Raw genomic sequence first — 20,455 nt, 5'->3', positions numbered from 1 at the left:
GGGTGTTTTCCCATGTCATACGAATTTCCTGTCGATCACCGAGGCCTCTTCGAAGAGCGCACAGGACAGTTTCTGAGCTTCGGGCTCCCCGTCTCGGATCTCGAGGAACTGCGCGCGTCCATCCACTCGACCTGGGCCGACGCGCCGGGTGGTTGGTCGTACGAGTGGTCGGCGTTGGCAGCAAAGTACTCCGCGGCCGGCAATCATTCACTCGCGGCGATGATCTACGGAATCGCCAAGTTCCCCGTCCTGGCCAACGATTCGCGGCGCCGGGCCCTGCAGAATCAGGTGGACGAATACGTCAAGGCAGCACCGGGATTCGGGCTCGAGTTCGAGCGTCGAATCCTGTCCCTGCCCTACCGAAACGGCGAGATCGAGCTACCGGTACACATTCTCTCCGTGGACGGAAGGTACGAAGACGCACCCGCCCTGTTGCTCAGCGGCGGCGTCGACGGCTGGAAGATGGACATGCATCCGTTGGTCAGTGCGTTCGCGAAGAACGCCGGAGTGACTGTTGTCGCTTTCGACCAGCCGGGAACTGGTGAATCACCGGTTCCTCTCGACGCTTTCGGTGACGAGGTGATCGACGGACTGGTGGCGACGGCTCGCGCCCTCGGCAATGGCCAGGTGGCACACCTGGGAGTCTCCTTCGGTGGCAACTTCGCCGTGCGGTCGGGGTTGACCGGCGCCGTCGATGCGGTGATCAACATCGGCGCCCCGGTCAAGGGCGCGTTCGAGACCGCGAACGCGGAGCGCCTGGTCTACGGCATGGGTGACATCGTCGGAAACGCACTGGGTTTCGATGCACCGGCAACCAAAGAGGCGCTGGTACAGGGTCTGCGTGCTTTCGATCGCAGTGTCTTGATGACCGCCGACGACGGCCGGACCCCGATGCTTGTGGTCAACGGGGCCGACGACGTTCACATCCCGCTCTCCGACACCACTCTCTTCGAGGAGCGCCCGAACACGCAGGTACACGTCATCCCGGATGCGGGGCACTGCGCAGTGACCAAGCTGCCCGAGTTGACGCCGATGATGATCGAGTGGCTACGAGATGCCCTGTCAGGAACCGCTCCACGAACCGGTCGATGATCCGCCGCCGAGGCTGGCAAAACGATACGTCGCAAGAACGGCCTTGTGATCGGTCGGCCACGGCGTCGGTGAAGCGATGAAGTTGTCCTGGGAGTTCTCCTCCACTCTTTTGTTGTGCACGATCGTCTTTCGCGGGCCGATGATCCCGACGGATCCCAGCTTCAGGTCGGAAGCGCGGTCGGCGAAGATGTAGTCGATCCGATCGCGTTCGTCTGCCTCGGGTGCCCAGGTGAGCTGTGAGGTGTCGACGTCGGGATTGTCGGACGGCCAGGTGAAGCCCGGGTGTGTGGCCGGGTTCGGGTACTTACTGCGGTAAGCGTCGACGAATCCGGCTTGGTCGAGCAGGCGGGTGGATTCCCAAGGAACGACTACACCGTTGTGGTCGAACAGATTTCGCGTGCCGTCGGTCCAATCCAGGGCCGACGGTTCGTTGAAATCGCCACCGAGGATGACGGATCTGCCCTTGGCCCGTTCTTTTGCCGCATCGTCGACGAACGTCGAAATTGCCTTGGGTCGTCCCGAATTGATGTTCACGCGCTGAACCGTCTCGGGGTCCGTGACCGGACCGGACGGCATCTTGTTCCAGCCGAACTCGGAGAACTCTCCGGGCTTGGGAACACCCGCGCCGTATCCGCGCGGTAGATACGTCGCGTAGGACGTGTAGGCCAGATGTGCCGAGTAAGCAGCGATTTGTTTGCCGTCGACCGTCACGACTGCCTTGATCATCGAGTTCAGGTCGGCTGTTTCCTCGATCGGAAACTTGGAGAGAATCCCCACGTCGGAGGACGCTGCTCCGTAGAAGGTGGTTCCTGATTTGGTCAGCATGTCGGCCAATGCAGTTGTCGCAGTGCCGGCTTCCGACAGGAGAACTATCGACGCCTGTGTCGAGATGATCATGTCGGCGATCAGCTGCAGGCCACCGTTGATCTTGGTTCCGCCGTGCCAGGTGTTGAGGGAGAGCACTTTGATCTCCTGCGCGGGGCTCGCCCCCGCGACGGAGGTATTGGCACCCAATGTAAATGCGCTCGCGGTGACTGTGCCCGCGGCTACCGCCATCGCCTTGACCATCTGGCGGCGCGTCAATCCATTCATCAAATCCCGGCTCTCGTTGTCGTGTGCTCGAACCCCCGGAAGATGATTACCATCGCTACCTAAACGGACAGTTAACCAATTGTAAAATGGCAGATTTCCACAGAACGCCGTGCGGGCAATAGTCTTCTGATCGTGGTACTCAGTGAGCGTTTCCCCGGTAACAAGACCTTCGCGAAGGTTCGTGTCCTGCCGCCGGTGGTGAAGCTGCTCCTCCTCTCGATGGTGCTGTTCAACATCGGGTTCTATCTGGTTGTCCCCTTTCTGGCGGTGCACCTTTCGGAGGACCTCGGATTTGCGGCCTGGATTGTCGGCCTCGTCCTCGGATTGCGGATGTTCAGTCAGCAGGGCATGTTCTTCATCGGTGGAAGCCTCGCCGACAGGTTCGGCAAGCGTCCGATCATCCTGCTGGGCATAGCCGTTCGTGTAGTCGGTTTTCTGATGCTCGGTCTGGCAGAAAGCATGAGCGCCGTGATCGTCGGCGTGCTCCTGGTCGGCTTTGCTGCCGCGCTCTTCGCGCCCGCAGTGGAGTCGGCCAACGCGGAGTACGGACGCGAACTCGAGTCCGCCGGAGTTATGCGTCGTACCGATTTGTTTGCAGTGGAACAGATGTGCAGCCGCCTGGGAACAGTGATCGGTCCGGCGCTGGGAGCTGCTCTGTTGATGTTTCCGTTCTCGTGGACGGCGTCGAGCGCCGCGTTGCTCTTTGCGATCATGTGGGTCGGGTTCTTCATCTGGTTCCCCCGACCGGGCGATGCCCACGACGGCCCGGTGTCGACCTATACGCTGCGCGATGTCTGGCGAAGCGTCCTGACCAACAACAACTTTCTGCTCTTCGCGACACTCTGCAGTTTTCAGCTGGTTGCGTACAGCCAGCTGTACCTGATGCTTCCGGAACAGCTCGAGCGCGGAATCGGTTCGCAGTCGGCGCTGGGATGGTTCTACGTGGGCGCGGCGGTGTTGGTGATCGTCGGGCAGGGACCGACGGTCGCGGTTGCCCACCGCATCGGGCATCGGCGCGCGATCACCTTCGGGCTTGTGCTCATTTCGGTGTCGTTCCTGGTTCCGCTGGTCACCGGCGTCGACTCCGCAGCTTCGGCGTCGACGCAGATAGTCGGTCTGGCGGTGTGGATCGGGCTGCTGCACCTGGGACAGATGTTGATGGTGCCGCCGATGCGAGACACCATCGCGATCCTCGGTCGTGAAAGCAACCTCGGAGCGCACTTCGGCATGCTCAACACGATCGGCGGTCTGCTCGCGCTCCTGGGAACCGTGGGAGTCGGATTCGTGTACGACCTCGTCGACAACGGCCACGCAGCGCCGGCGTCACCATGGGTGATCGTTGCGCTCTGCGTGGCCGTGTCGGCTGTGGTGTTGTGGGTGTGGTCAGGCCGAACGAAAGTTATCGACCAGCGATCGTCTGATTGATCTTTGCGACGAAATCTTCCAGCACAAACGGAATGGTGAGTGGGTTCGGCATGGACACCGCGTCACTGACGATGGGGTCCAAGCTGATCAGGCCTCCGGTCTCGACCACGTTCAGATTGGTGAACGCCGGCTGCGACTCCATCTCGGCGCGAGCCTTCTCGTAGTTGTCGAAGAGCAGGTAGTCGCACTCGAGGAGGTCGTAGTTCTCGGCGGAGATCTCGTAGTTCAGCTTGCCCGCGAACCGATCCTTCAGTGCGGCAGGCGCCGTGAATCCCAATTGCGTGAGCAGCTGAGCCCGCGCTGCCTCGGGGCTGAACGCTCGCAGATTTCCGTCGCTCCAGCGAATGACGAGAGCTGCTGTCTTGCCTTCGAACTGGGGGTTCTCCGCGCGGGTGCGAACGATGAGGTCTTCGACTTCCTGGACCTCCTTCTGTGCCTGCGCGGGAACGCCAACAGCCGTACCGATGCGGGTCGTGACTTCCTGCCAGGGCAGAACCCAATCCGTCTGATCGGCGGCGTGCAGCACCGTCGGCGCGATGGCGCTGAGCTGCTTGTACAGATCCTCGTCGATCGCGTTGTTGACGGCGATGATCAGGTCAGGCGCTGCAGCCACGATCGTTTCGATGTCGAAATCGGTGGTGGCGTTGGCCAATGGCGTCGGCTCGGTGCCCTGGACTGCAGAGTCGGCCCAGACGCCGATTCCGTCGTCGGTCGATCCCTTCCACACCGGGACCAGGACGGGCGTCAGCCCGAGGGAAAGCAAAACGTCCGCGTCGCCGATACCGACCGCTGCGATGCGGCTGGGTGCCTGCTCGATGGTGGTGGAGCCGAACTTGTGGTCGATCGTCACCGGGAAGGCGTTGACCTCGGCGTGAGCACCTTCGGTGCCGGGAGTGGATTCGTCTTTCGCACTGTCGCCGCAGGCAGCAAGGGCGAAACCGGCTGCTGTTGCGAAGGTGACGGACAGCATGGCACGGCGGCTCAACATAGGGTTCACGGCAACCTCGGGTTTCATGGTTATGGGACCCTAACCATAGTGGAGTTGCTGCGTCGGCAGTGTTTGTTAACCTCCGCCCATGACGGCGGTTCTCGACTACACATCAGCAGGACCGTTCACCCGCATCGACGGGGTGGACATGCTCGCCCTCGAGTCGCTCCCCACCGACCCCATGCAAATATGCCGGGTAGTGCCGTACCTGGTGGTCCAACCCACCGATGCACGGTCGCTGAATCTGCCCACCGACCGATTCGACGAAAACCAGATCCGGCCGGCAAGCGTTCTGCTTCAACGCCTGCTTGCGCTCGATCCGGCACCGGTGACCTCCGCCCGAGAACCCGACAAGCGGCTCGTCGGAACCTGTCGGCACTTTGCTGTTTTGAGTTGTGCGTTTCTGCGCTATCGCGGAATTGCCGCTCGCGTCCGCTGTGGTTTTGCCACCTACTTTCAACCGGGACAGGGCGTGGACCACTGGATCACCGAGTACTGGGACGACGCCGGCAAGCGGTGGATCCGCATCGATTCGGAGATCCTCGGACAAAACGTCCTTCCTCACGCCCATAACCTGCAGCCGGGAGAATTCCTCAGTGGTGGTGAGGCGTGGCTGGCGTATCGACGCGGCGTGATCGACGGGTCCCAGTTCGGGGTGTACGGCACCGAGAACTGGGGGCCTGCCGAGATCCGCGGCAACGCAGTGAAGGATCTTGCCGCGATGAACAAGGTCGAAACTCTGCCGTGGGACGAGTGGGGTCGTATGACGGACGCCTACGACGGAAAGACAGGCGCCGACTACGACCTACTGTTGGACGATGTCGCCGCGGTGTGCGCCGCCGACGATCCCGTTGCCGTGCGAGCACTGTACGAGCACGATGACTTGCGCGTGCCGGACAAGCTGATTCGTTTCTGAGATGCTGGTGCGATGAATCCGGAGCATCGCCAACTCGATTACGGACTTCGATTCGACTGGGGGTTGCGCGGCGCCGAAGCGATTGCTGCCGGCGTCGATGTGGCAGTGGTGGTAGACGTTCTCTCGTTCACGACGACGCTGAGCGTTGCCGCCGACGCGGGAATCGACGTACTTCCCTTTTCCTGGAATGACGAGAGTGCGGTCGACTACGCGCGTGATGCCGATGCGGTTCTGGCTGTACGGCGGAGTGTGGCCAGAGAGGGTCAGATCAGTCTGTCTCCCAAGACGATTCGCGAGACCGAGGCGCCAAGTCGGCTGGTGCTGCCGTCTCCGAACGGGTCGACTATCGCGTTTGCGTTGGCGTCCGAGGTTGCGGTGTGTGTCGGCGCTTCCTTGAGGAACGCTTATGCCGTCGCGGATTGGATTGTGCACGAACATGGTCCGGGATCGCGGGTTGCGATAGTCGCATCCGGGGAGAAGTGGCCCGGTGGAGAGTTGCGCCCGGCGGTGGAGGATCTGTGGGGCGCCGGTGCAGTTGTCACGGCGCTGACCGCTGCTGGTTGGGACGGCCACGTATCGCCCGAGGCTCGGATGGCGGCGGATGCGTGGGCGGCGGTGGCGGATTCGTACGAGGACCGCCTGCGGGACTGTGCCTCAGGACGTGAGTTGATCGCCATGGGGTTTCCACACGACGTCGCCATCGCCTCGGAACTCGACGACAGCGACACCGTACCTGTTCTCGAAGATCGTGTGTTTCGAGGTCAGCGCACCGGGCGTCGTTGAACAAACTCCGTGCCCAGAGGTAGGAGAGGAAGGTGATTGCGACGCACCATCCGATCGCGAGTATCGCGTTGTTTCCGATGGCTTCGCCGAGAAGAAGTCCTCGAAGAGTCTCGATGATCGGAGTGAACGGCTGATACTCGGCGAACCATCGCAACACGGTCGGCATCGAGTCGGTGGGGACAAAGCCGCTTCCCAGGAACGGCAAGAGGATCAACACCATTGGAAGGTTGCTGGCCGTCTCGACACTCTTGCTGACGAGGCCGAAGGCGACCGACAACCAGATCATGGCGATGGAGACCAGGACGAGGAGTGCAAACGTCGCGGCCCACTCCACGAAGCCTGCAGTGGGCCGGAAGCCGACGGCTATCGCTACGGCGATGACGACAACGAGGCTCACGATCGTCTGAAGGAGGCTGCCGAGAACGTGACCGGTCAGGACGGACGTGCGCGTGATCGCCATCGTTCGGAATCGTGCAATGATCCCGGCGGTCATATCGGTTGCGACGGAGATGGCAGTACCTTGTGCCGCTGATGCCACGGTCATCAGAATGATCGCCGGTGCAACGTAATTGACGTACTCGGCTCGACCGCCACCGCCGGGGCCGAGGCCGTTCCCGAGCGTTCCGCCGAGCACGTAGACGAACAGCAGTAGGAAAACGACTGGCATTCCGACGAGCATCACCGTCATCGACGGATATCGAAGGATGTGTCGAATACTGCGACGCAGCATGGTTTTCGAGTCCTGATAGGCAAGCGTCATGGTGGTCATCGCGCGTCGGTCCTTTCGGTGGCGGTCAGAGTCAGGAACACGTCGTCCAGGTCGGGTGTGTGCACGGAGAGTTCCTTGACGTCGATCGAGTGAGCGTCGAGTTGGTCGAGAAGAGAGCGCAGCGAGCGGACACCCCCGTCGCTGGGGACCTGGAGGACATAGGCGGCATCGTCACGTGATGATTCGTCGAAAACAGCTGCAGCAGAATCGAGCTGATCTCGGTCGAAGAAGTGAAGACGAATGTGGCCGCCGGGGATGTGCCGTTTGAGTTCCGCTGCCGTACCTTGGGCGACGATCCGTCCCTGATCGAGGACGGCGATGTGGTCGGCCAGTTGATCAGCTTCCTCGAGGTACTGGGTCGTGAGGAAGATGGTGACACCGCCCTCGACCAACTCCCGGATGATCTGCCACATGGTGCGTCGACTCCGGGGGTCGAGACCGGTGGTGGGTTCGTCCAGGAAGATGATCTCCGGCCGCCCGATCAACGTCATTGCCAGGTCGAGCCGTCGACGCATGCCGCCCGAGTAGGTCGACGCCAGCTTGTCCGCGGAGTCGATCAGATCGAACTTCTTCAGGAGTTCTTCAGTGCGCGTTCGACGTTCGTCCTTGCCGAGATGGTGCAGGTCGGCCATGAGGAGAAGGTTTTCCTCACCGGACAGATAGTCGTCGACCGCTGAGAACTGCCCGGTGACGCCGATGCGCGAACGCACCGCGTCGGGATCGTCGGAAGGGTTGTACCCGGCGATGCGGATGTTGCCGCCGTCTGCCGGAACGAGGGTCGAGAGAATTTCCACGATGGTGGTCTTGCCGGCGCCGTTGGGGCCGAGGAGCGCAAAGACGGTTCCGCGGTCGACGGAGATGTCGATTCCGTCCAGTACCGTCTTGTCGTCGTAGGCCTTCTTCAGGCCCGTCGCGGTGATGGCTGGTTTACGGGACATCAGCGTTCCTTTCGCTAGATCTTCTTGTTGGATTCTTCTCGAGGCTCCGAACGTCGAATGACGATGTCGCCGTAGCTGGTGTGCGCCCGGACGTCTACCCGGCGTTCAGTGGAAGCCGGACCGTGCGTGGCATTCATCTGGTTGTCGACGCGGCCGAAGGACGTATGAGCGTCGAATCGTGCGGCGGTTCCGGATCGAACGCCGATATGGATTCGCCCGGCGGCCGTCTTTGCGGATACGACTCCACTCTCGATGGCCTCGAAGCGGATGTCGCCGTTGGCGGTTGCGGCGCTCGCATCGGATTCGGCGTGCTCCACGGCGACACTGCCGTTGGCGGTCTTCGCCTTCAGTGCGCCGGTGATCGTGCCGATGTTGATGTCGCCGTTGGAGTTCTTGACCTCCGCGTTGCCGTCGACGCGGCCGATGCGGATGCTTCCGGACCCGGTGCTCGTGTCGATGTCACCGGCCACGTGCTCGACGATGATCGCGCCGGCCCCGGTGCTGACGTTGAGCGGCCCGGTGGTTTCCAGTGTGCAATCGCCCGCGGAAACCTTCACCCGTGTTCGTCCGAGAGTGCCTTCGCTACGGAGGCTGGCAACTGCAGCAGTGCCTTCGAGTTCCGAGCCGGAGGGAAGCTGAACGGAGATGTCCACAGATCCTGTCTTCCCGAAGATGCCGAGGCCGCGCTGTTTCGGAGTCTTGATCTGCAGCCGGCCACCTGCGAATTCGACGCGCGTTTGTTCGGCGACTCGAACGTCGACCTCGCGAGACGAGTTGCTGGGCAACACTTCCACGACAGTGTCGTTGCGGCTGCTCGCCGTGATCCGGATGTGTCCGACTGCCACGTCGAAGTTCAAGGTGATGGGGTCAGGTGTGCTGAATGTAGGCATGGTGATACTCCCGATGAGGTTGTCTCGGTTGATGAAAGAGGGTGGTGCGAAAGATGAAGCCGGTGTCAGTGCACCCAGCCGCTGAAGCTTTCGGAACCTTGGGACGTGCGCTGTCTCGGAGTGCTTCTGTTCGCGCCGCCTTCCAGAGCCGTTGCAGCCGAGCGAACCAGCCACGCGTTGACGGAGATGCCGGCTTCCCGGGCCGCCGCCTCGATCCGGTCTTTGAGGTCTTGCCCCAGCCGCAGGTTGATTCGAGTCATCGAGGCGTCGTCGGACTCCGTGACGGGGCGCGGTGCCGGAGTCGGGTCCTCTTCGACAGGGGCTGGAACCGGTTCACTGATGGCTGGTGCCACCACGAATTCGGGTTCGCGTCCCCGCAGACGCAGGTCCACCGAACCCGGGGCGAGGTCACGCGTGATCTCGGCGGCTGCCGCAGACAATGCGTCGAGAAGGGTGAGTCGCACTGCTGATTCCAGCGGTGCGGTCAAACGATCGGCGAGTGCCTTTGCGTCTTCTCCGCCTGCTTCGGCCGCCACCGCGAGTTCGTGGCGAAGGTTGTCTACGTACGGTGTCAAGTCCATGGCATCACTATGGCACCACTTTGGTGCCACCGCAATAGTTTGGTGGCACATTCGTGTGAATTTGGTGAGAATTGCCAGGTCATCGGGGTGGTTGGCGATTCGGTCCGCGGCAGGCTGGCACACTCGTAAGGGTGAGTCCTGCCGAATCGAACCGCCGACGCCGCATCGTGCTCTGGATTGCCGGGGTGCTCGGCGTCGTGATCGTGGTTGGGGTGGTGGTCGTCGCGATCGCACCATCGCGGTACCTGCCCTGGGACACGGCTGAGTTCCCGGCGGTGGACGCGAGTGCGCTCACGTCTGATCAAGGTCGGGTGCTCGAGCTACTGCAATCCGAGCATGAGCAGGACCGTCCGGGCACCTTCTATTCCGACGGCATCGACGAAGAGTGGTGCGCCGACTTTGTCAGCTGGATCATGAGGGAAGCGGGTCGACCGTTGTCCAACCCGAACTCCGGAAGTTGGCGCATCCCGGGGGTGTACACCTTGCAGGAGTATTACCAAGGGATCGGCGCGTACGCCGAGAACGGCAGCGGGTACACCCCGAACGTGGGTGATGTGGTGATCTACGACAGTTCGAGATGGGTCGGTCAGCACACCAACATCGTTGTGGCAGTGGACGGCAACTCTGCGATCACGGTTGGCGGCAACGAGTTCGGCAAGGTGCGGGTTCATGATCTGGACTGGCAATCCGACTCTGCCGTCGTGGGATTCGGAAAACTTCACCCCTGATCGTTGCTCTTCGGAGACAAGGCGAACCACCGCGCCGACGCACGTGCCTCGTCGCCTGCGTCGATGTGCAGCGTGTTCGTGCCGGTTCGCACGCTCACCTGCTCACCTCTCTTGATGGGCTGGGTGTACTCGAGGATCGCGCGAAAGGGCCCGCTTCGTAATCTGTCGGGCAGCGCATCTTCCACGGGCTGCCAGTAGATTGCGTTGTTCACGTGATCGAAGGGGTCGAAATCGCTCGAGCGCAACGGGAACGGCGTATCCGCTGACGGCGTCGTGTCCGGGGTCGGGTCGATCCACCGACGCCAGTGAAGATGCTGGTCCACGGCCGTCGATGCCAGGGCGGCGGTGAACTTCTCACTGATGGATGCCGGCATTCCCGTCTTCGGGTCGATGTTGATCCAGAACGCCTCGGTTTCGATCAACCCGCCGCCATCGGATCTGATGCGAACTCGCATCGAACACCACTTGTTCGACAGGCCTGAACACCAGCGCTGCAGGTGAACTCGATCCGGCCAGACGACCGGTTCGAGTACATCGATCACCGTTCTTCGTACCATCCACAGCGGGTGTGTATCCATGGCGCCGCGGTCGACGAGATTGTCGAAGCCCGCGTCTTGGAGGTAGCGCGCGATCGCGTCGAGGCGCAGTTGTTTGTCGGTGTGGATGTCACCCGTACGCACCGGCCACGAGGCCTGGAAGATGCTTCCGGTTGTTGGTAGTTCGGCCATCGCTACGTGGTCGTCGACTTTTGTACGGTTCATCGGATGTGGGCTCCCGGTGTTCGCCTGGTTGGGTGGCTTCACGCTTGCGTTACCCGATGGTGGGATCTTGAACCATCGGAGTTCATCGTTTTCTGAATCCAGTTTTCGATGTACTGTCGCACGTATGGATATCGCGGGCGTAGATGTGGTGACCAACGTGGCGGTGCTTGCGAGGTTCGGGCATGCACTGTCCGACGAGACTCGGACACGGATACTGCTCGAACTGAAGACCGCGCCCCGGTATCCGTCCGACCTCGCTGAAACACTGGCTGTGACCAGGCAGAAGCTGTCCAATCATCTGGCTTGCCTGCGCGGTTGCGGCTTGGTGGTGGCCGTCCCGGAAGGGCGCCGGACCAGATACGAACTCGCCGATGTACATATCGGTCGGGCCCTCGACGACCTGCTCGGGGTCGTACTCGCGGTGGATCCGTCGTACTGCCCGGACAGCGAATCAGAGGGGTGCTGCTGATGGTTGCGCCCGTTGACGGTGTCGGGCTCTCGACTGACCGGCGTGCGCTCTTGTCGAGAAGAATTCGCATCTTCGTGGCGATCACGATCAGCTACAACGTCGTCGAAGCGATCATCGCGCTGGCGGAGGGCACACGGGTGTCGTCCGCAGCACTGTTCGGTTTCGGCCTCGATTCGGTGATCGAAGTGTCCTCGGCGGCAGCGGTTGCCTGGCAGTTCTCGGCGCCGGATCCGACGAGCCGTGAGAAGACGGCACTGCGAGTGATCGCATTCTCGTTCTTCGGGCTCGCTGCGTACGTCTCGTTCGACGCGATTCGGTCGCTGTTCGGTCTGGGGGAAGCTCAGCACACGAGCGTCGGAATACTCTTGGCTGCGGTGAGTTTGGCGATCATGCCGGCCCTGTCCTATGCGCAACGCCGAGCCGGTCGGGAGTTGGGTTCGCTGTCGGCGGTCGCGGATTCGAAGCAGACGCTGCTCTGCACTTACCTCTCTGCTGTCTTGTTGGTCGGTTTGCTGCTCAACTCGCTGCTCGGCTGGTCGTGGGCGGATCCGATTGCGGCACTGGTCATCGCCGTCATCGCGGTGAAAGAAGGCATCAACGCGTGGAAGGGTGATCCGTGCTGCCCGGTTGTGGCTGTGCCCGAGAGCGGTGACGAGTGCGACTGCTGCTGAGTGAACACAGGTTTTGTCGAGTGAGCACTCCCTGCGGTGCGTCAGAGCGGGTGTTCACTCGATGAAAGGCGTGCCGACTTCTGCGCGGCCCTTGATGTGCGCGGCGCGTTGCTCGAGAAGGCGCCGCAGATACGGTCCGACAGCCAACCTCAGTGCCAGGTGTCCGAGCACTCCGAAGGGGGCCGTAGCCGTGAAGCGGTCATGCATCCGCGTCCACCCACCCGGCTGAACGTCGAAGACGTGCTCGTGCCGCATTGCGGCAAACGGGCCGCGGACCTGCTCGTCTGTGAACGAGTACGGACGGTTGTACTGCGTGATCCGGCTTGTCATCGAGAATCTCCACCCGAGATGCCGAGCAGTGAACGACACCTCGTCGCCCTCTCCCAGCGTCGATCTACCCGTACTCGTGACTGCCACCTCATCTGTTGCGCGGAGCGAGGCCGAGTGTTCGTCCATGTCGAGTTCGAGATCGAAGATCACCGCCGGTGGAGCATAGATATCGGTGATCACGACTACGGTGTGTTGCACAGTGCCAGTCTGCCAACATTGGTTTGCGATCCCGGCAAACGGGTACGGGTCGGTGACCTGCGGTTCATCCGCGACGGGTGATGTTTTCGCCTTCCAGCCCCTCGAGACTGAGTAAGGGAAGTGCATTCTGTCGAAAGGAACGCTGATGACTGCTCCACCGCGGGAACCCGCGAATCACCCTGTCCGGCAGGGTTTCGCGGTAGGTACGACGTTTGCAGCAGCAATTCTGCTGCTCACCGCAGGCATTGTCGCTCTGCTTCAGGGCATCGCGGCCGTTGCCGACAACAATCTGTTTGTCGTGGGTATCAACTACACGTACAAGTTCGACATCACGACGTGGGGTTGGATCCACATCATCTTGGGCATCATCGGGATCGTGGTGGCCCTCGGCCTCTTCACCGGTGCAGTGTGGGCCAGGGCGGCGGCAATCGTCATTGCGTCGCTCTCGATCATCGCCAACTTCTTGTGGATGCCGTATTACCCACTGTGGTCGATCCTGGTCATCGCGCTCGATGTCGTTGTGATCTGGGCGGTCGCGACCTGGGACAGGGACAGAGTCTAGGCACCGAACAACCCGAGAGCAGTTGGTCCCGACCGAGTCGACTCGGTCGGGACCATCGCTCGTGCGTGGGACATTTCGACAGGGTGTGGCTCGGATCAGTCTGGGAGTCGACGCATTTCGGCGACGGTCAGGCCGAGGGAATCGAGACGGGCCATGATGCTCCGCATAGCCGTGTGGTCCGCGACGGGTCCGTACAAACTGGTGAACCCGCCGGCGGCACTGGCGACACTGAGTTCAGGAAATGCGGCCTTGACGCGGTCCGACACTTCGCCGTCGATGAGGAATTGATACCGAGTGGGAGCATTCATCAGTATCCGCTCCATTTCGTAGGGCCATGAGGTTCGAGAAGGCAGCGCTCCGAGCCTCGAAATCGCATGTCGTCAAGTGCAATCGGCGTCGCTGCCCGATCCAGGACTCCGCATCCGTGGGATCCAGTCTTACTCCCGTACGCGCTCGGGGCGTCATCCCCTACGGGTGAATGTCGTCGCGGGTCCGTTCATCCCTTTTGTGTGAGGCTCCGTAGAGTCGCCACCCCTAGTGTCGACCGGGAGAGAGAAGAGGTCGGCATGGGATCTGTCATCGGGGATCTGTTACCCCTCGCGGTCGGCGTTGCGGTATCGCCGATCCCGATCATCGCGGCAATCTTGATGTTGTTGTCCAAGCGTGCCGGCAGCACGAGCGTCGGGTTCGCGCTGGGCTGGATACTGGGAATCGTCGTCGCCACCGTGATCTTCGTGCTTCTGTCCAGCAAGCTCGGTGACTCCGAAGGTGATCCGTCAGCGACAGTGTCGTGGATCAAGCTGGCGTTGGGTGTATTGCTTCTTGCGTTCGGAGTCAAGCAATGGCGCGGACGCGGAGGCGAGCACGAAACCCCGAAGTGGATGCACGCCATCGATGACATGACCGCTGTCAAAGGCCTCGGCTTGGGCTTCGCTCTGGCTGCGATCAATCCGAAGAATCTGATGATGTGTATCGCGGCCGGAATCTCGATCGGATCCGCGTCATTGGGCTCCGGAGAAGTTGTTGTCGCCATTCTGGTTTTCACGATCATCGCGGCCTGCACAGTGTGCGTGCCCGTGATCGGCTACCTCGTTGCCGCGGAGCGACTGCGTGGTCCGCTGGCCAAGCTGAAGGTGTGGTTGCAGGAAAACAACGCCACGGTGATGAGTGTGTTGATCCTGGTTATCGGTGTTGTTCTCATCGGCAAGGGCATCGGCGGTCTCTGACAACTGGAGGTAGTTATGGGATCGCTGCTACTGCAACAGATCCCGCTGGCGCTCGGGATCATCATGAGCCCGCTGGCGGTTGTCGCCGTTGTGGCCGTACTGTTTTCCGAACGAGCGCGTATCAACAGCATTGCGTACCTGATCGGGTGGTATCTCGGAATAGTTGTCGCGCTGGCCGGTTCGTACGTCATCTTGACCGCACTCCAGGTTCATCAGCGCACACACCTTCCGCTGTGGGTGCCCATCATCCATCTCGTTCTCGGGGCAACTCTGCTGGCGGGTGCCTGGTTCGTCTACTCACGCAGTCGTCGCGGGGTTCAGGCGATGGCGGCTGCAGTTGCCCCTGGCGACGTTGTGGCTGCGGCCCCTCAGCTGCCGAAGATGCTGCAATCGGTTGAGCACTTCCAACCAATGCGATCCGGTGTGCTCGGTTTCGCGCTGTTCGTTCTCAACCCCATCGACATGTCGTGTGCCATCGCAGCAGCGATGAACCTTCGTCTCAGCACCGTGGCACCGACGTCGCAGATCGTCTCGGCCGTGATCTTCTCGTTGGTGTCCGTGACCTCGGTCGCGGTACCTGTTGCCCTCCTGCTGATCAAGAAGGACGAGGCAACCGAACCGCTGCTGAAGATCCGCACCTGGATAGCCACCAACACGCACTTGCTGAACGTCGGGCTCCTCGTCCTGATCGCGGCGATGCAGATCAGTAAAGGGGTGCAAGGACTATGAGTGCTCCGCACACGCGGACCTGGTGGGTCTTCGGATCGTTGTCCGACTATCAACGCGCTTGGCTTCGCCCCGACATCATTGCGGGCCTTACGGTGTGGGCTGTCCTTGTTCCGGAAGCGCTCGCGTACGCCACCATCGCCGGAGTTCCGCCGGTGGTCGGGCTTTATGCTGCGGTTCCGTCATTGATTCTGTATGCAGCAGCCGGCAGTTCGCGCCATCTGATCGTCGGGCCGATGTCGGCGACCGTAGCGTTGTCCGCGGTGATGATTGCGCCATTGGCTTCAGGAAACGACGGCCGATTCATCGCGCTGTCGGCGGCATTGGCGATCGTGACCGGGCTCGTCGGACTGCTCGCAGGATTCATGCGCCTCGGATTCATCGCGTCCTTCATCTCCGAGCCGGTTCTCAAGGGATTCATCGTCGGTCTGGCGCTCACGATCATCATCGGTCAAGTACCCAAACTCCTGGGCGTGGACAAGGGGGAGGGAAACTTCTTCGTCCAGACGTGGACAGTGGTGAAGGAACTGGGTGAGGTCGACCTACCGACCGTGATCATCGGATTGCTCAGCCTGGCAATGGTCCTGGGCGTCAAGCGATGGCTTCCGCTCGTACCGGGTTCGCTCCTCGTCGTGCTGCTGGGCATTACCGCAGTAGCGTCGTTCGGCCTCGACGATCGTGGCATCGACATTGTCGGACACATCGACTCGGGCCTGCCGTCGATGGGTCTGCCGAGTGGTGTGGGAGCCGAGGACTACCTCGACCTGGTCGGACCGGCGGTCGGCGTTCTGCTCATCGGTTTCGCCGAAGGTCTTGGCGCTGCAAAGACATACGCGGCCAAGGCCGGCTACACCATCGACGCCAATCGTGAACTGGCAGGACTGGGTGCGGCCAATCTCGGATCGGGTCTCTGCTCGGGAATCGTGGTCAACGGCAGCCTGTCGAAGACCGCCGTCAACGGAGGAGCGGGCGCCAAATCTCAGGTCAGCGGACTGGTGGTCGCGGCACTGACGCTGGTGACACTGCTGTTTCTCACCGGCCTGTTCGAGAAGTTGCCAGAGGCGACGCTCTCGGCTGTGGTCATCGCAGCAGTGATCGAACTGGTCGATTTCTCCTCTCTCGCAGCGCTGTACCGGGTGTGGACGACGAGGTTGGGCAGTATCTACGGGCACGCTGCCCGGGCCGATTTCGCCGCGGCGATCGCGGCGATGTTCGGGGTTCTCCTCTTCGACACGTTGCCCGGTCTGATCATCGGAATCGCCGTCTCGATGTTGCTGCTCCTGTATCGAGTCTCCAAACCGCACGTAGCTGCTCTGGCCAAGGACGGCACGCGCTGGGTCGACATCAGTGGGCATCCTGATCTGAAGACACTCGACGGCGTCGTAGTGGTCAGGGTCGAAGCGGGGATGTTCTTCGCCAATGCCGATCACGTGCGTGATCAGATCACCGGTCTGGTGACCGCCGGCACCACCATGGTCGTTCTCGACGCCGAGACGTCACCGTTCATCGACGTCAGCGCTGCGCAGATGTTGGCTCAGCTTCGAGATTCGTTGGCACGCAGGAATGTGAGCTTCCGAGTGGCACGCGACATCGGGCAGTTCCGCGACGTTCTGTCCGGTGCCGACCAGGGCGCGCTGAAGGTCGACGTCTATCCGACCGTCTCGCAAGCGCTTGCAGGTCGAGACAACACCTCAGCGTGATGTCCGTAGCCAGATTCCCAGGGGACCGGAATCTTTGGCCACTGATCCGACGATCGACGACGCGACAACCACGATGGCCGAGAAGATGAACAGCCAGCCGATGACGGTGAACATCACGCCCAGAAGACCGAACTCGTCCTGCGACGTCTTTGTCATTCGGGGGAGGAAAAGAGTGCCGGCCACGTGCAGTCCGGTCAGGCCCGTCGCGGTGAGCAATCCTGACCCGACGCACATTCGAGTGGTCATGCGATTGGCCGTCAGCAGCATGGGCACGGCTGTCCACACGAGTGCCCACACGACGTAGACCGCTGTGAATTCCAGGACTCTGCCCACTCCCGGAACACCATTCAGTTCACGGCACAGGGCCGCACCGACCACCGACGCGGCCACGACGCACACTACCGCGAACCACCGCCACGCCTGACGGAGTGTCGCCGTCGGCACGCTCCAGATCCGTCCGTACATCCGGCCGAGAGCGCGAGCGTAGGACGTGGAACTGATCAGCAGCATGAGCAAGCCGACAATCCCGAATGCTGCCGCGGTAGAGGTACTGGTCAATACGGTGTCGGGGAGTTGGACGCCGAGGTCGTCTTTGGCGGCATCAGCCAACGGCTTCAGCTTCTCCAAGGTCGACGCTGCAATCATGACCGGGAGCAATGACGTAAAGGCCTGGGCCGCCAAAGTCATGGCGCTGTCCACGAGCCCGACTTCGAAGACCCCGATGGTTGCATCAGTCGCCAACCGTCGACTGGGTGTACGTCTCGCCCACACGGTCAATCGATCGCGCGTATCGGAATACAGCTTCGGGGGCATGGAAGCAGTCTTGCTCAGATGAGTCCGCCGCGTCGCGCAGCCTTGAGCGCGTCGCGTCGGTTGCTCACTTCCAACTTGCGATAGATCCCGCGAAGATGCGTCTTGATGGTGTTGACGGAAAGGAACAGCGTGTCGGCAATGGACTCGGTGGTGTCTCCGGAAGCCAGTTCACGGAGCACGGTGTATTCGCCTGGCGTGAGGATCGGTGCACTCACCAATTCTTGTGGGCGAATGCGGCTACGTACCTGTTCGGCAAATGCTTCCTGATCGCCGAAATGTCCACTGAACTCGTCGAACACCGGCCGCAGGGATGCGCCGTAGTCGAGGAAGGGGCGTAGCAGGCTACCGGCTTCCGCGGCGCGCAGCGCTTTGTGGAGGGAGCGAAACGACTTGCGCTCGTGACCTGTTGCAGCGTGGATCCCGGCTTCGAGTGTCCAGGCGTAGACGTGATGTGTGAGCAACGGGATTTCGGAGGACCCGAGAGCTTCGGAAACTTCGACGAGTGCTTCCGCGAACTTGTTGGACGAGAAGGCGACGGCACCCCGTGCGAGATGTATCTCCGACGTTTCTCCGAATTGATCGGCTGCGTCACGCACGAGTCTCGCTGCCCATTCCACCTCGCCGACGGAAAGGCATGCGTGGACGACGGGTGGTAGAAGAGCCAAGGTCGCGAACGCGAAGGTACGTAATTCGATCGCGCTGAGCATCGCGTCGCGGACATCGGCGGCGGTCGAGCGTCGGTCGGTCGAGCCGTTGAGACTGTGAAGGCCGAAGGTTACGACGGAGTGCCACCCGAACACCGGCGCGCTGGCGCCGAGAACGTCTGTGCTCCGGTAGTTTCCGATTGTCGGGATGCGGTACGGGAGTTCGCTCGAAGCGCAGAGATATGTGGCAAAGGCGGCCACCGACGCGGACAACTCGTACTCCGCAGTCGTCGTGATGCGATGTTCGACCGCGTAGTCGAGAGCGTAGACGGAGTGAGCCCTCATCGCCCCGATGTCTCCGCTGAGAGAAGCTACGTAGCCCAGTCCGGTCAGCGACTTCAAGACGAATCGCGCCCTGCCCCGTATTGTCCCGAGTGCGACGGCTTGAGTGTATTCGACAGTCGCCCTGTCGAACTCACGTCGCAGTAAGTGTGCCGTCGCCAATTCCATGTGTGCGTAGGCTTCGATGTCGGAGTGGGTGCTTTTCTGGCGCTGCTCCAGACGTGCCGCCAGCGGCTCGTTGTCGGAAGTCGCCGTAACGCAGGAGATTTCCAGGCTCATCGCCAGGAACAATGGATCTTCTGCAATCGGTGGATGAGTTGCCTCGAGAAGATCGAGGCACGTGGTCGCCGAGGTCACGTCACCGGAGTGGAGGGCGGCCGCCGCCAGCACCAGTCGGGTGATCGGGGATTCCGAGACCTGCGTCGACACGGATTCCAGGACTCGCACGACGTCCCCGCAGTGCCCGTCGAGTACGAGGCCCAGCCCGCAGCGTTCGAGAAACGCGAGAATGCGGCATGGGTCTCCGATCGACACCTCGAGTTCGAGCGCCTCGAGTTCGAAGTGATTGCTTTCGAACCAGCTTGCTGCTCGCAGGTGTACGCGGTTTCTCTCGACGTGATCGACGCGACGGAACTCTGCCCGAAGGTGCTCGCGCAAGAGAGGGTGATAGCTGAACCACGTTGTGTGGTCGGCGGAATCGGTACGGGTCACGGGGAAGTTGAACTGAATCAGCGAGTCGATCTCGGATAGAGCGTTCGAGTCCGTCAGAGTTTCCGCCAGTTGGGCGGAGAAAGAATCGACCACCGATGTTCGCAACATGAACGAGGTGACATGTTCGGGCAAGGACGTCAGTACCTCGTCGACGAGAAAGTCGGCGATCGGGCGGGGTGTGTGCGTGAACTCGTTCAGTGCATCGCCGATGTCACTGCGGCCGGCCAGAAACGCGGCGGTCAGGCGAACGACGGCGCCCCACCCCTTGGTGAAGTTCTCGACGATTGCGAGTTCGTCGTCGCGCAGCGTGATGTCGTACTCGCCGAATATCGCGGTGATCTCGGAGCGATCGAAAGCGAGATCGGTGGATGCAAAGCGGGTGAGTCGGCCGTCGAGAGCCAGACGATGCCACGTGAGCGGTGGTTCGTAGCGGGCGGCAACGATAATCGACAGGTTGCCCGGGGTCTGTGTGAGTATCCGATCGAGGAGACCGATCGACATCGGATCGTGGAGGGTGTGAACGTCGTCGAGGATCAACGTTGTTCGGCGCTCGTGCGTTTCGAGGGTTTCCGCAAAGTGCGCGAGCCACTGCTCGACGGGCGGCCTGGATCCGGTCTGCACGGGGAGCCTCTGGCCGGCCGCATCGACGGAGGTCGCGATCGCCTCGGCGAGGGATTCACACAGTATCGACACGTTGTTGTCGCGCTCGGCCAACGTCAGCCAGGCCAGCGCAACATCAGGGGAGGCTCGGGAATATTCGCGAGCCCAATCGGCCAGAAGTAGGGTCTTCCCCGCACCGGCCGGAGCCGAGAGCAACCCGACAGGCCCGGGGCCTGAGCCTTTGGTGGCAGTGGATGCGGTGAGTTTGCGGTGCAGGCGCGGACGCGCGACCAGTCCTTTCACGGCAGTTGGCGGGTGAAAACGACCGTTGAGTGCGGCGCCTGGCACGTGCGCTTGCCCGACGCGGTGAGACGCGTCGAGCGTTACTGCAGCGGCATCACGAAATGGGCTGCTCATCCGACTCCTGTTCGACTGGCTGCACTGGACGTGACCGCTGGATCGAAATTTTGAACGAGTTAGATGATGTGAAACTACCCAAT

General features: G+C 61.7%; 21 protein-coding genes and 1 pseudogene. 11 read left to right on the top strand and 11 right to left on the bottom strand.

Annotated features, from left to right (window positions below):
* Positions 1 to 12: 12 nt before the first annotated feature.
* Positions 13 to 1,092, top strand: a complete 1,080-nt coding sequence (locus RA302_RS27660; RefSeq protein ID WP_030536167.1) for an alpha/beta fold hydrolase — start codon at positions 13 to 15, stop codon at positions 1,090 to 1,092.
* Here RA302_RS27660 and RA302_RS27655 read toward each other — a convergent pair.
* On the bottom strand, positions 1,063 to 2,184 hold the full coding sequence (locus tag RA302_RS27655) for an endonuclease/exonuclease/phosphatase family protein (RefSeq protein WP_030536166.1): 1,122 nt from the start codon (positions 2,182 to 2,184) through the stop codon (positions 1,063 to 1,065). The two genes, RA302_RS27660 and RA302_RS27655, sit on opposite strands and share 30 nt — an antisense overlap.
* A 132-nt stretch (positions 2,185 to 2,316) precedes the next feature.
* Between RA302_RS27655 and RA302_RS27650 the strand changes: the two genes are divergently transcribed.
* A complete protein-coding gene (locus RA302_RS27650) occupies positions 2,317 to 3,609 on the top strand; it encodes an MFS transporter (RefSeq protein ID WP_007730351.1) in 1,293 nt (430 codons plus the stop codon).
* On the opposite strand, the gene RA302_RS27645 is transcribed toward RA302_RS27650, so the two are convergent.
* Positions 3,584 to 4,597 (bottom strand): ABC transporter substrate-binding protein, encoded by a 1,014-nt coding sequence (locus RA302_RS27645; RefSeq protein ID WP_230587531.1) that lies wholly within the window; start codon positions 4,595 to 4,597, stop codon positions 3,584 to 3,586. The genes RA302_RS27650 and RA302_RS27645 overlap by 26 nt on opposite strands.
* 88 nt (positions 4,598 to 4,685) lie before the next feature.
* Here RA302_RS27645 and RA302_RS27640 point away from each other — a divergent pair, with 88 nt between their 5' ends.
* On the top strand, positions 4,686 to 5,513 hold the full coding sequence (locus RA302_RS27640) for a transglutaminase domain-containing protein (protein WP_030536164.1): 828 nt from the start codon (positions 4,686 to 4,688) through the stop codon (positions 5,511 to 5,513).
* A gap of 12 nt (positions 5,514 to 5,525) precedes the next feature.
* The gene (locus RA302_RS27635; RefSeq protein ID WP_080712725.1) at positions 5,526 to 6,296 is read left to right on the top strand and encodes a 2-phosphosulfolactate phosphatase; all 771 of its coding nucleotides are present in this window, start codon (positions 5,526 to 5,528) and stop codon (positions 6,294 to 6,296) included.
* Here RA302_RS27635 and RA302_RS27630 read toward each other — a convergent pair.
* The 4 genes and pseudogenes from RA302_RS27630 to RA302_RS27615 all read right to left on the bottom strand — a co-directional run.
* Positions 6,292 to 7,065 (bottom strand): annotated as a pseudogene (locus RA302_RS27630) (ABC transporter permease); the annotation flags it as partial. The gene RA302_RS27635 and the pseudogene RA302_RS27630 sit on opposite strands and share 5 nt — an antisense overlap.
* Positions 7,062 to 8,003, bottom strand: a complete 942-nt coding sequence (locus tag RA302_RS27625) for a daunorubicin resistance protein DrrA family ABC transporter ATP-binding protein (protein WP_007730361.1) — start codon at positions 8,001 to 8,003, stop codon at positions 7,062 to 7,064. The gene RA302_RS27625 and the pseudogene RA302_RS27630, both read right to left, overlap by 4 nt.
* Positions 8,004 to 8,017: 14 nt before the next feature.
* Positions 8,018 to 8,893, bottom strand: coding sequence for a DUF4097 family beta strand repeat-containing protein (locus RA302_RS27620; RefSeq protein ID WP_030536162.1), 876 nt, complete (start codon positions 8,891 to 8,893; stop codon positions 8,018 to 8,020).
* A gap of 65 nt (positions 8,894 to 8,958) precedes the next feature.
* The gene (locus RA302_RS27615; RefSeq protein WP_007730367.1) at positions 8,959 to 9,474 is read right to left on the bottom strand and encodes a toxin-antitoxin system HicB family antitoxin; all 516 of its coding nucleotides are present in this window, start codon (positions 9,472 to 9,474) and stop codon (positions 8,959 to 8,961) included.
* Positions 9,475 to 9,605: 131 nt separating this feature from the next.
* Between RA302_RS27615 and RA302_RS27610 the strand changes: the two genes are divergently transcribed.
* On the top strand, positions 9,606 to 10,202 hold the full coding sequence (locus tag RA302_RS27610; RefSeq protein WP_030536161.1) for a CHAP domain-containing protein: 597 nt from the start codon (positions 9,606 to 9,608) through the stop codon (positions 10,200 to 10,202).
* Here RA302_RS27610 and RA302_RS27605 read toward each other — a convergent pair.
* Positions 10,193 to 10,963 (bottom strand): acyl-ACP thioesterase domain-containing protein, encoded by a 771-nt coding sequence (locus RA302_RS27605; protein WP_003943026.1) that lies wholly within the window; start codon positions 10,961 to 10,963, stop codon positions 10,193 to 10,195. The two genes, RA302_RS27610 and RA302_RS27605, sit on opposite strands and share 10 nt — an antisense overlap.
* Before the next feature lie 124 nt (positions 10,964 to 11,087).
* On the opposite strand from RA302_RS27605, the gene RA302_RS27600 reads away from it, so the two are divergent.
* Together RA302_RS27600 and RA302_RS27595 are read left to right on the top strand one after the other, a co-directional pair.
* A complete protein-coding gene (locus RA302_RS27600; RefSeq protein WP_063315505.1) occupies positions 11,088 to 11,432 on the top strand; it encodes a metalloregulator ArsR/SmtB family transcription factor in 345 nt (114 codons plus the stop codon).
* Positions 11,432 to 12,103 (top strand): cation transporter, encoded by a 672-nt coding sequence (locus RA302_RS27595; protein WP_230587528.1) that lies wholly within the window; start codon positions 11,432 to 11,434, stop codon positions 12,101 to 12,103. Before RA302_RS27600 ends, RA302_RS27595 begins: the two co-directional genes overlap by 1 nt.
* Positions 12,104 to 12,157: 54 nt before the next feature.
* Here the strand turns inward: RA302_RS27595 and RA302_RS27590 are convergent, their stop codons facing one another.
* Entirely contained in the window at positions 12,158 to 12,631 is a 474-nt protein-coding gene (locus RA302_RS27590; RefSeq protein WP_051720836.1) for an SRPBCC family protein, read from the bottom strand.
* A 145-nt stretch (positions 12,632 to 12,776) separates the two neighbouring features.
* On the opposite strand from RA302_RS27590, the gene RA302_RS27585 reads away from it, so the two are divergent.
* Positions 12,777 to 13,193, top strand: a complete 417-nt coding sequence (locus RA302_RS27585) for a hypothetical protein (protein WP_003943077.1) — start codon at positions 12,777 to 12,779, stop codon at positions 13,191 to 13,193.
* 95 nt (positions 13,194 to 13,288) lie between these two features.
* Here the strand turns inward: RA302_RS27585 and RA302_RS27580 are convergent, their stop codons facing one another.
* Positions 13,289 to 13,501: a hypothetical protein gene (locus RA302_RS27580; RefSeq protein ID WP_003943015.1), complete on the bottom strand. Its 213-nt coding sequence runs from the start codon at positions 13,499 to 13,501 to the stop codon at positions 13,289 to 13,291.
* 258 nt (positions 13,502 to 13,759) lie between these two features.
* On the opposite strand from RA302_RS27580, the gene RA302_RS27575 reads away from it, so the two are divergent.
* Genes RA302_RS27575 through RA302_RS27565 form a run of 3 tightly spaced genes read left to right on the top strand, consistent with a single transcriptional unit; the run spans position 13,760 to position 16,845 of the window.
* Positions 13,760 to 14,419, top strand: a complete 660-nt coding sequence (locus tag RA302_RS27575; protein ID WP_007730384.1) for a GAP family protein — start codon at positions 13,760 to 13,762, stop codon at positions 14,417 to 14,419.
* Between the two features lie 15 nt (positions 14,420 to 14,434).
* Entirely contained in the window at positions 14,435 to 15,148 is a 714-nt protein-coding gene (locus tag RA302_RS27570) for a GAP family protein (protein ID WP_030536156.1), read from the top strand.
* Positions 15,145 to 16,845, top strand: coding sequence for a SulP family inorganic anion transporter (locus RA302_RS27565; protein WP_030536155.1), 1,701 nt, complete (start codon positions 15,145 to 15,147; stop codon positions 16,843 to 16,845). Before RA302_RS27570 ends, RA302_RS27565 begins: the two co-directional genes overlap by 4 nt.
* On the opposite strand, the gene RA302_RS27560 is transcribed toward RA302_RS27565, so the two are convergent.
* Together RA302_RS27560 and RA302_RS27555 are read right to left on the bottom strand one after the other, a co-directional pair.
* Positions 16,837 to 17,658 carry a hypothetical protein gene (locus RA302_RS27560; protein WP_003942972.1) on the bottom strand — a complete coding sequence of 274 codons (822 nt, stop codon included), beginning with the start codon at positions 17,656 to 17,658 and terminating at the stop codon, positions 16,837 to 16,839. The genes RA302_RS27565 and RA302_RS27560 overlap by 9 nt on opposite strands.
* A 14-nt stretch (positions 17,659 to 17,672) precedes the next feature.
* Positions 17,673 to 20,372, bottom strand: a complete 2,700-nt coding sequence (locus RA302_RS27555; protein WP_030536154.1) for a LuxR C-terminal-related transcriptional regulator — start codon at positions 20,370 to 20,372, stop codon at positions 17,673 to 17,675.
* Between the last annotated feature and the right edge of the window lie 83 nt (positions 20,373 to 20,455).

The sequence above is a fragment of the Rhodococcus sp. DN22 genome (assembly GCF_036669995.1).
Lineage (GTDB): Bacteria > Actinomycetota > Actinomycetes > Mycobacteriales > Mycobacteriaceae > Rhodococcus_F > Rhodococcus_F erythropolis.
This window is presented reverse-complemented; position numbering and strand designations above follow the sequence as displayed.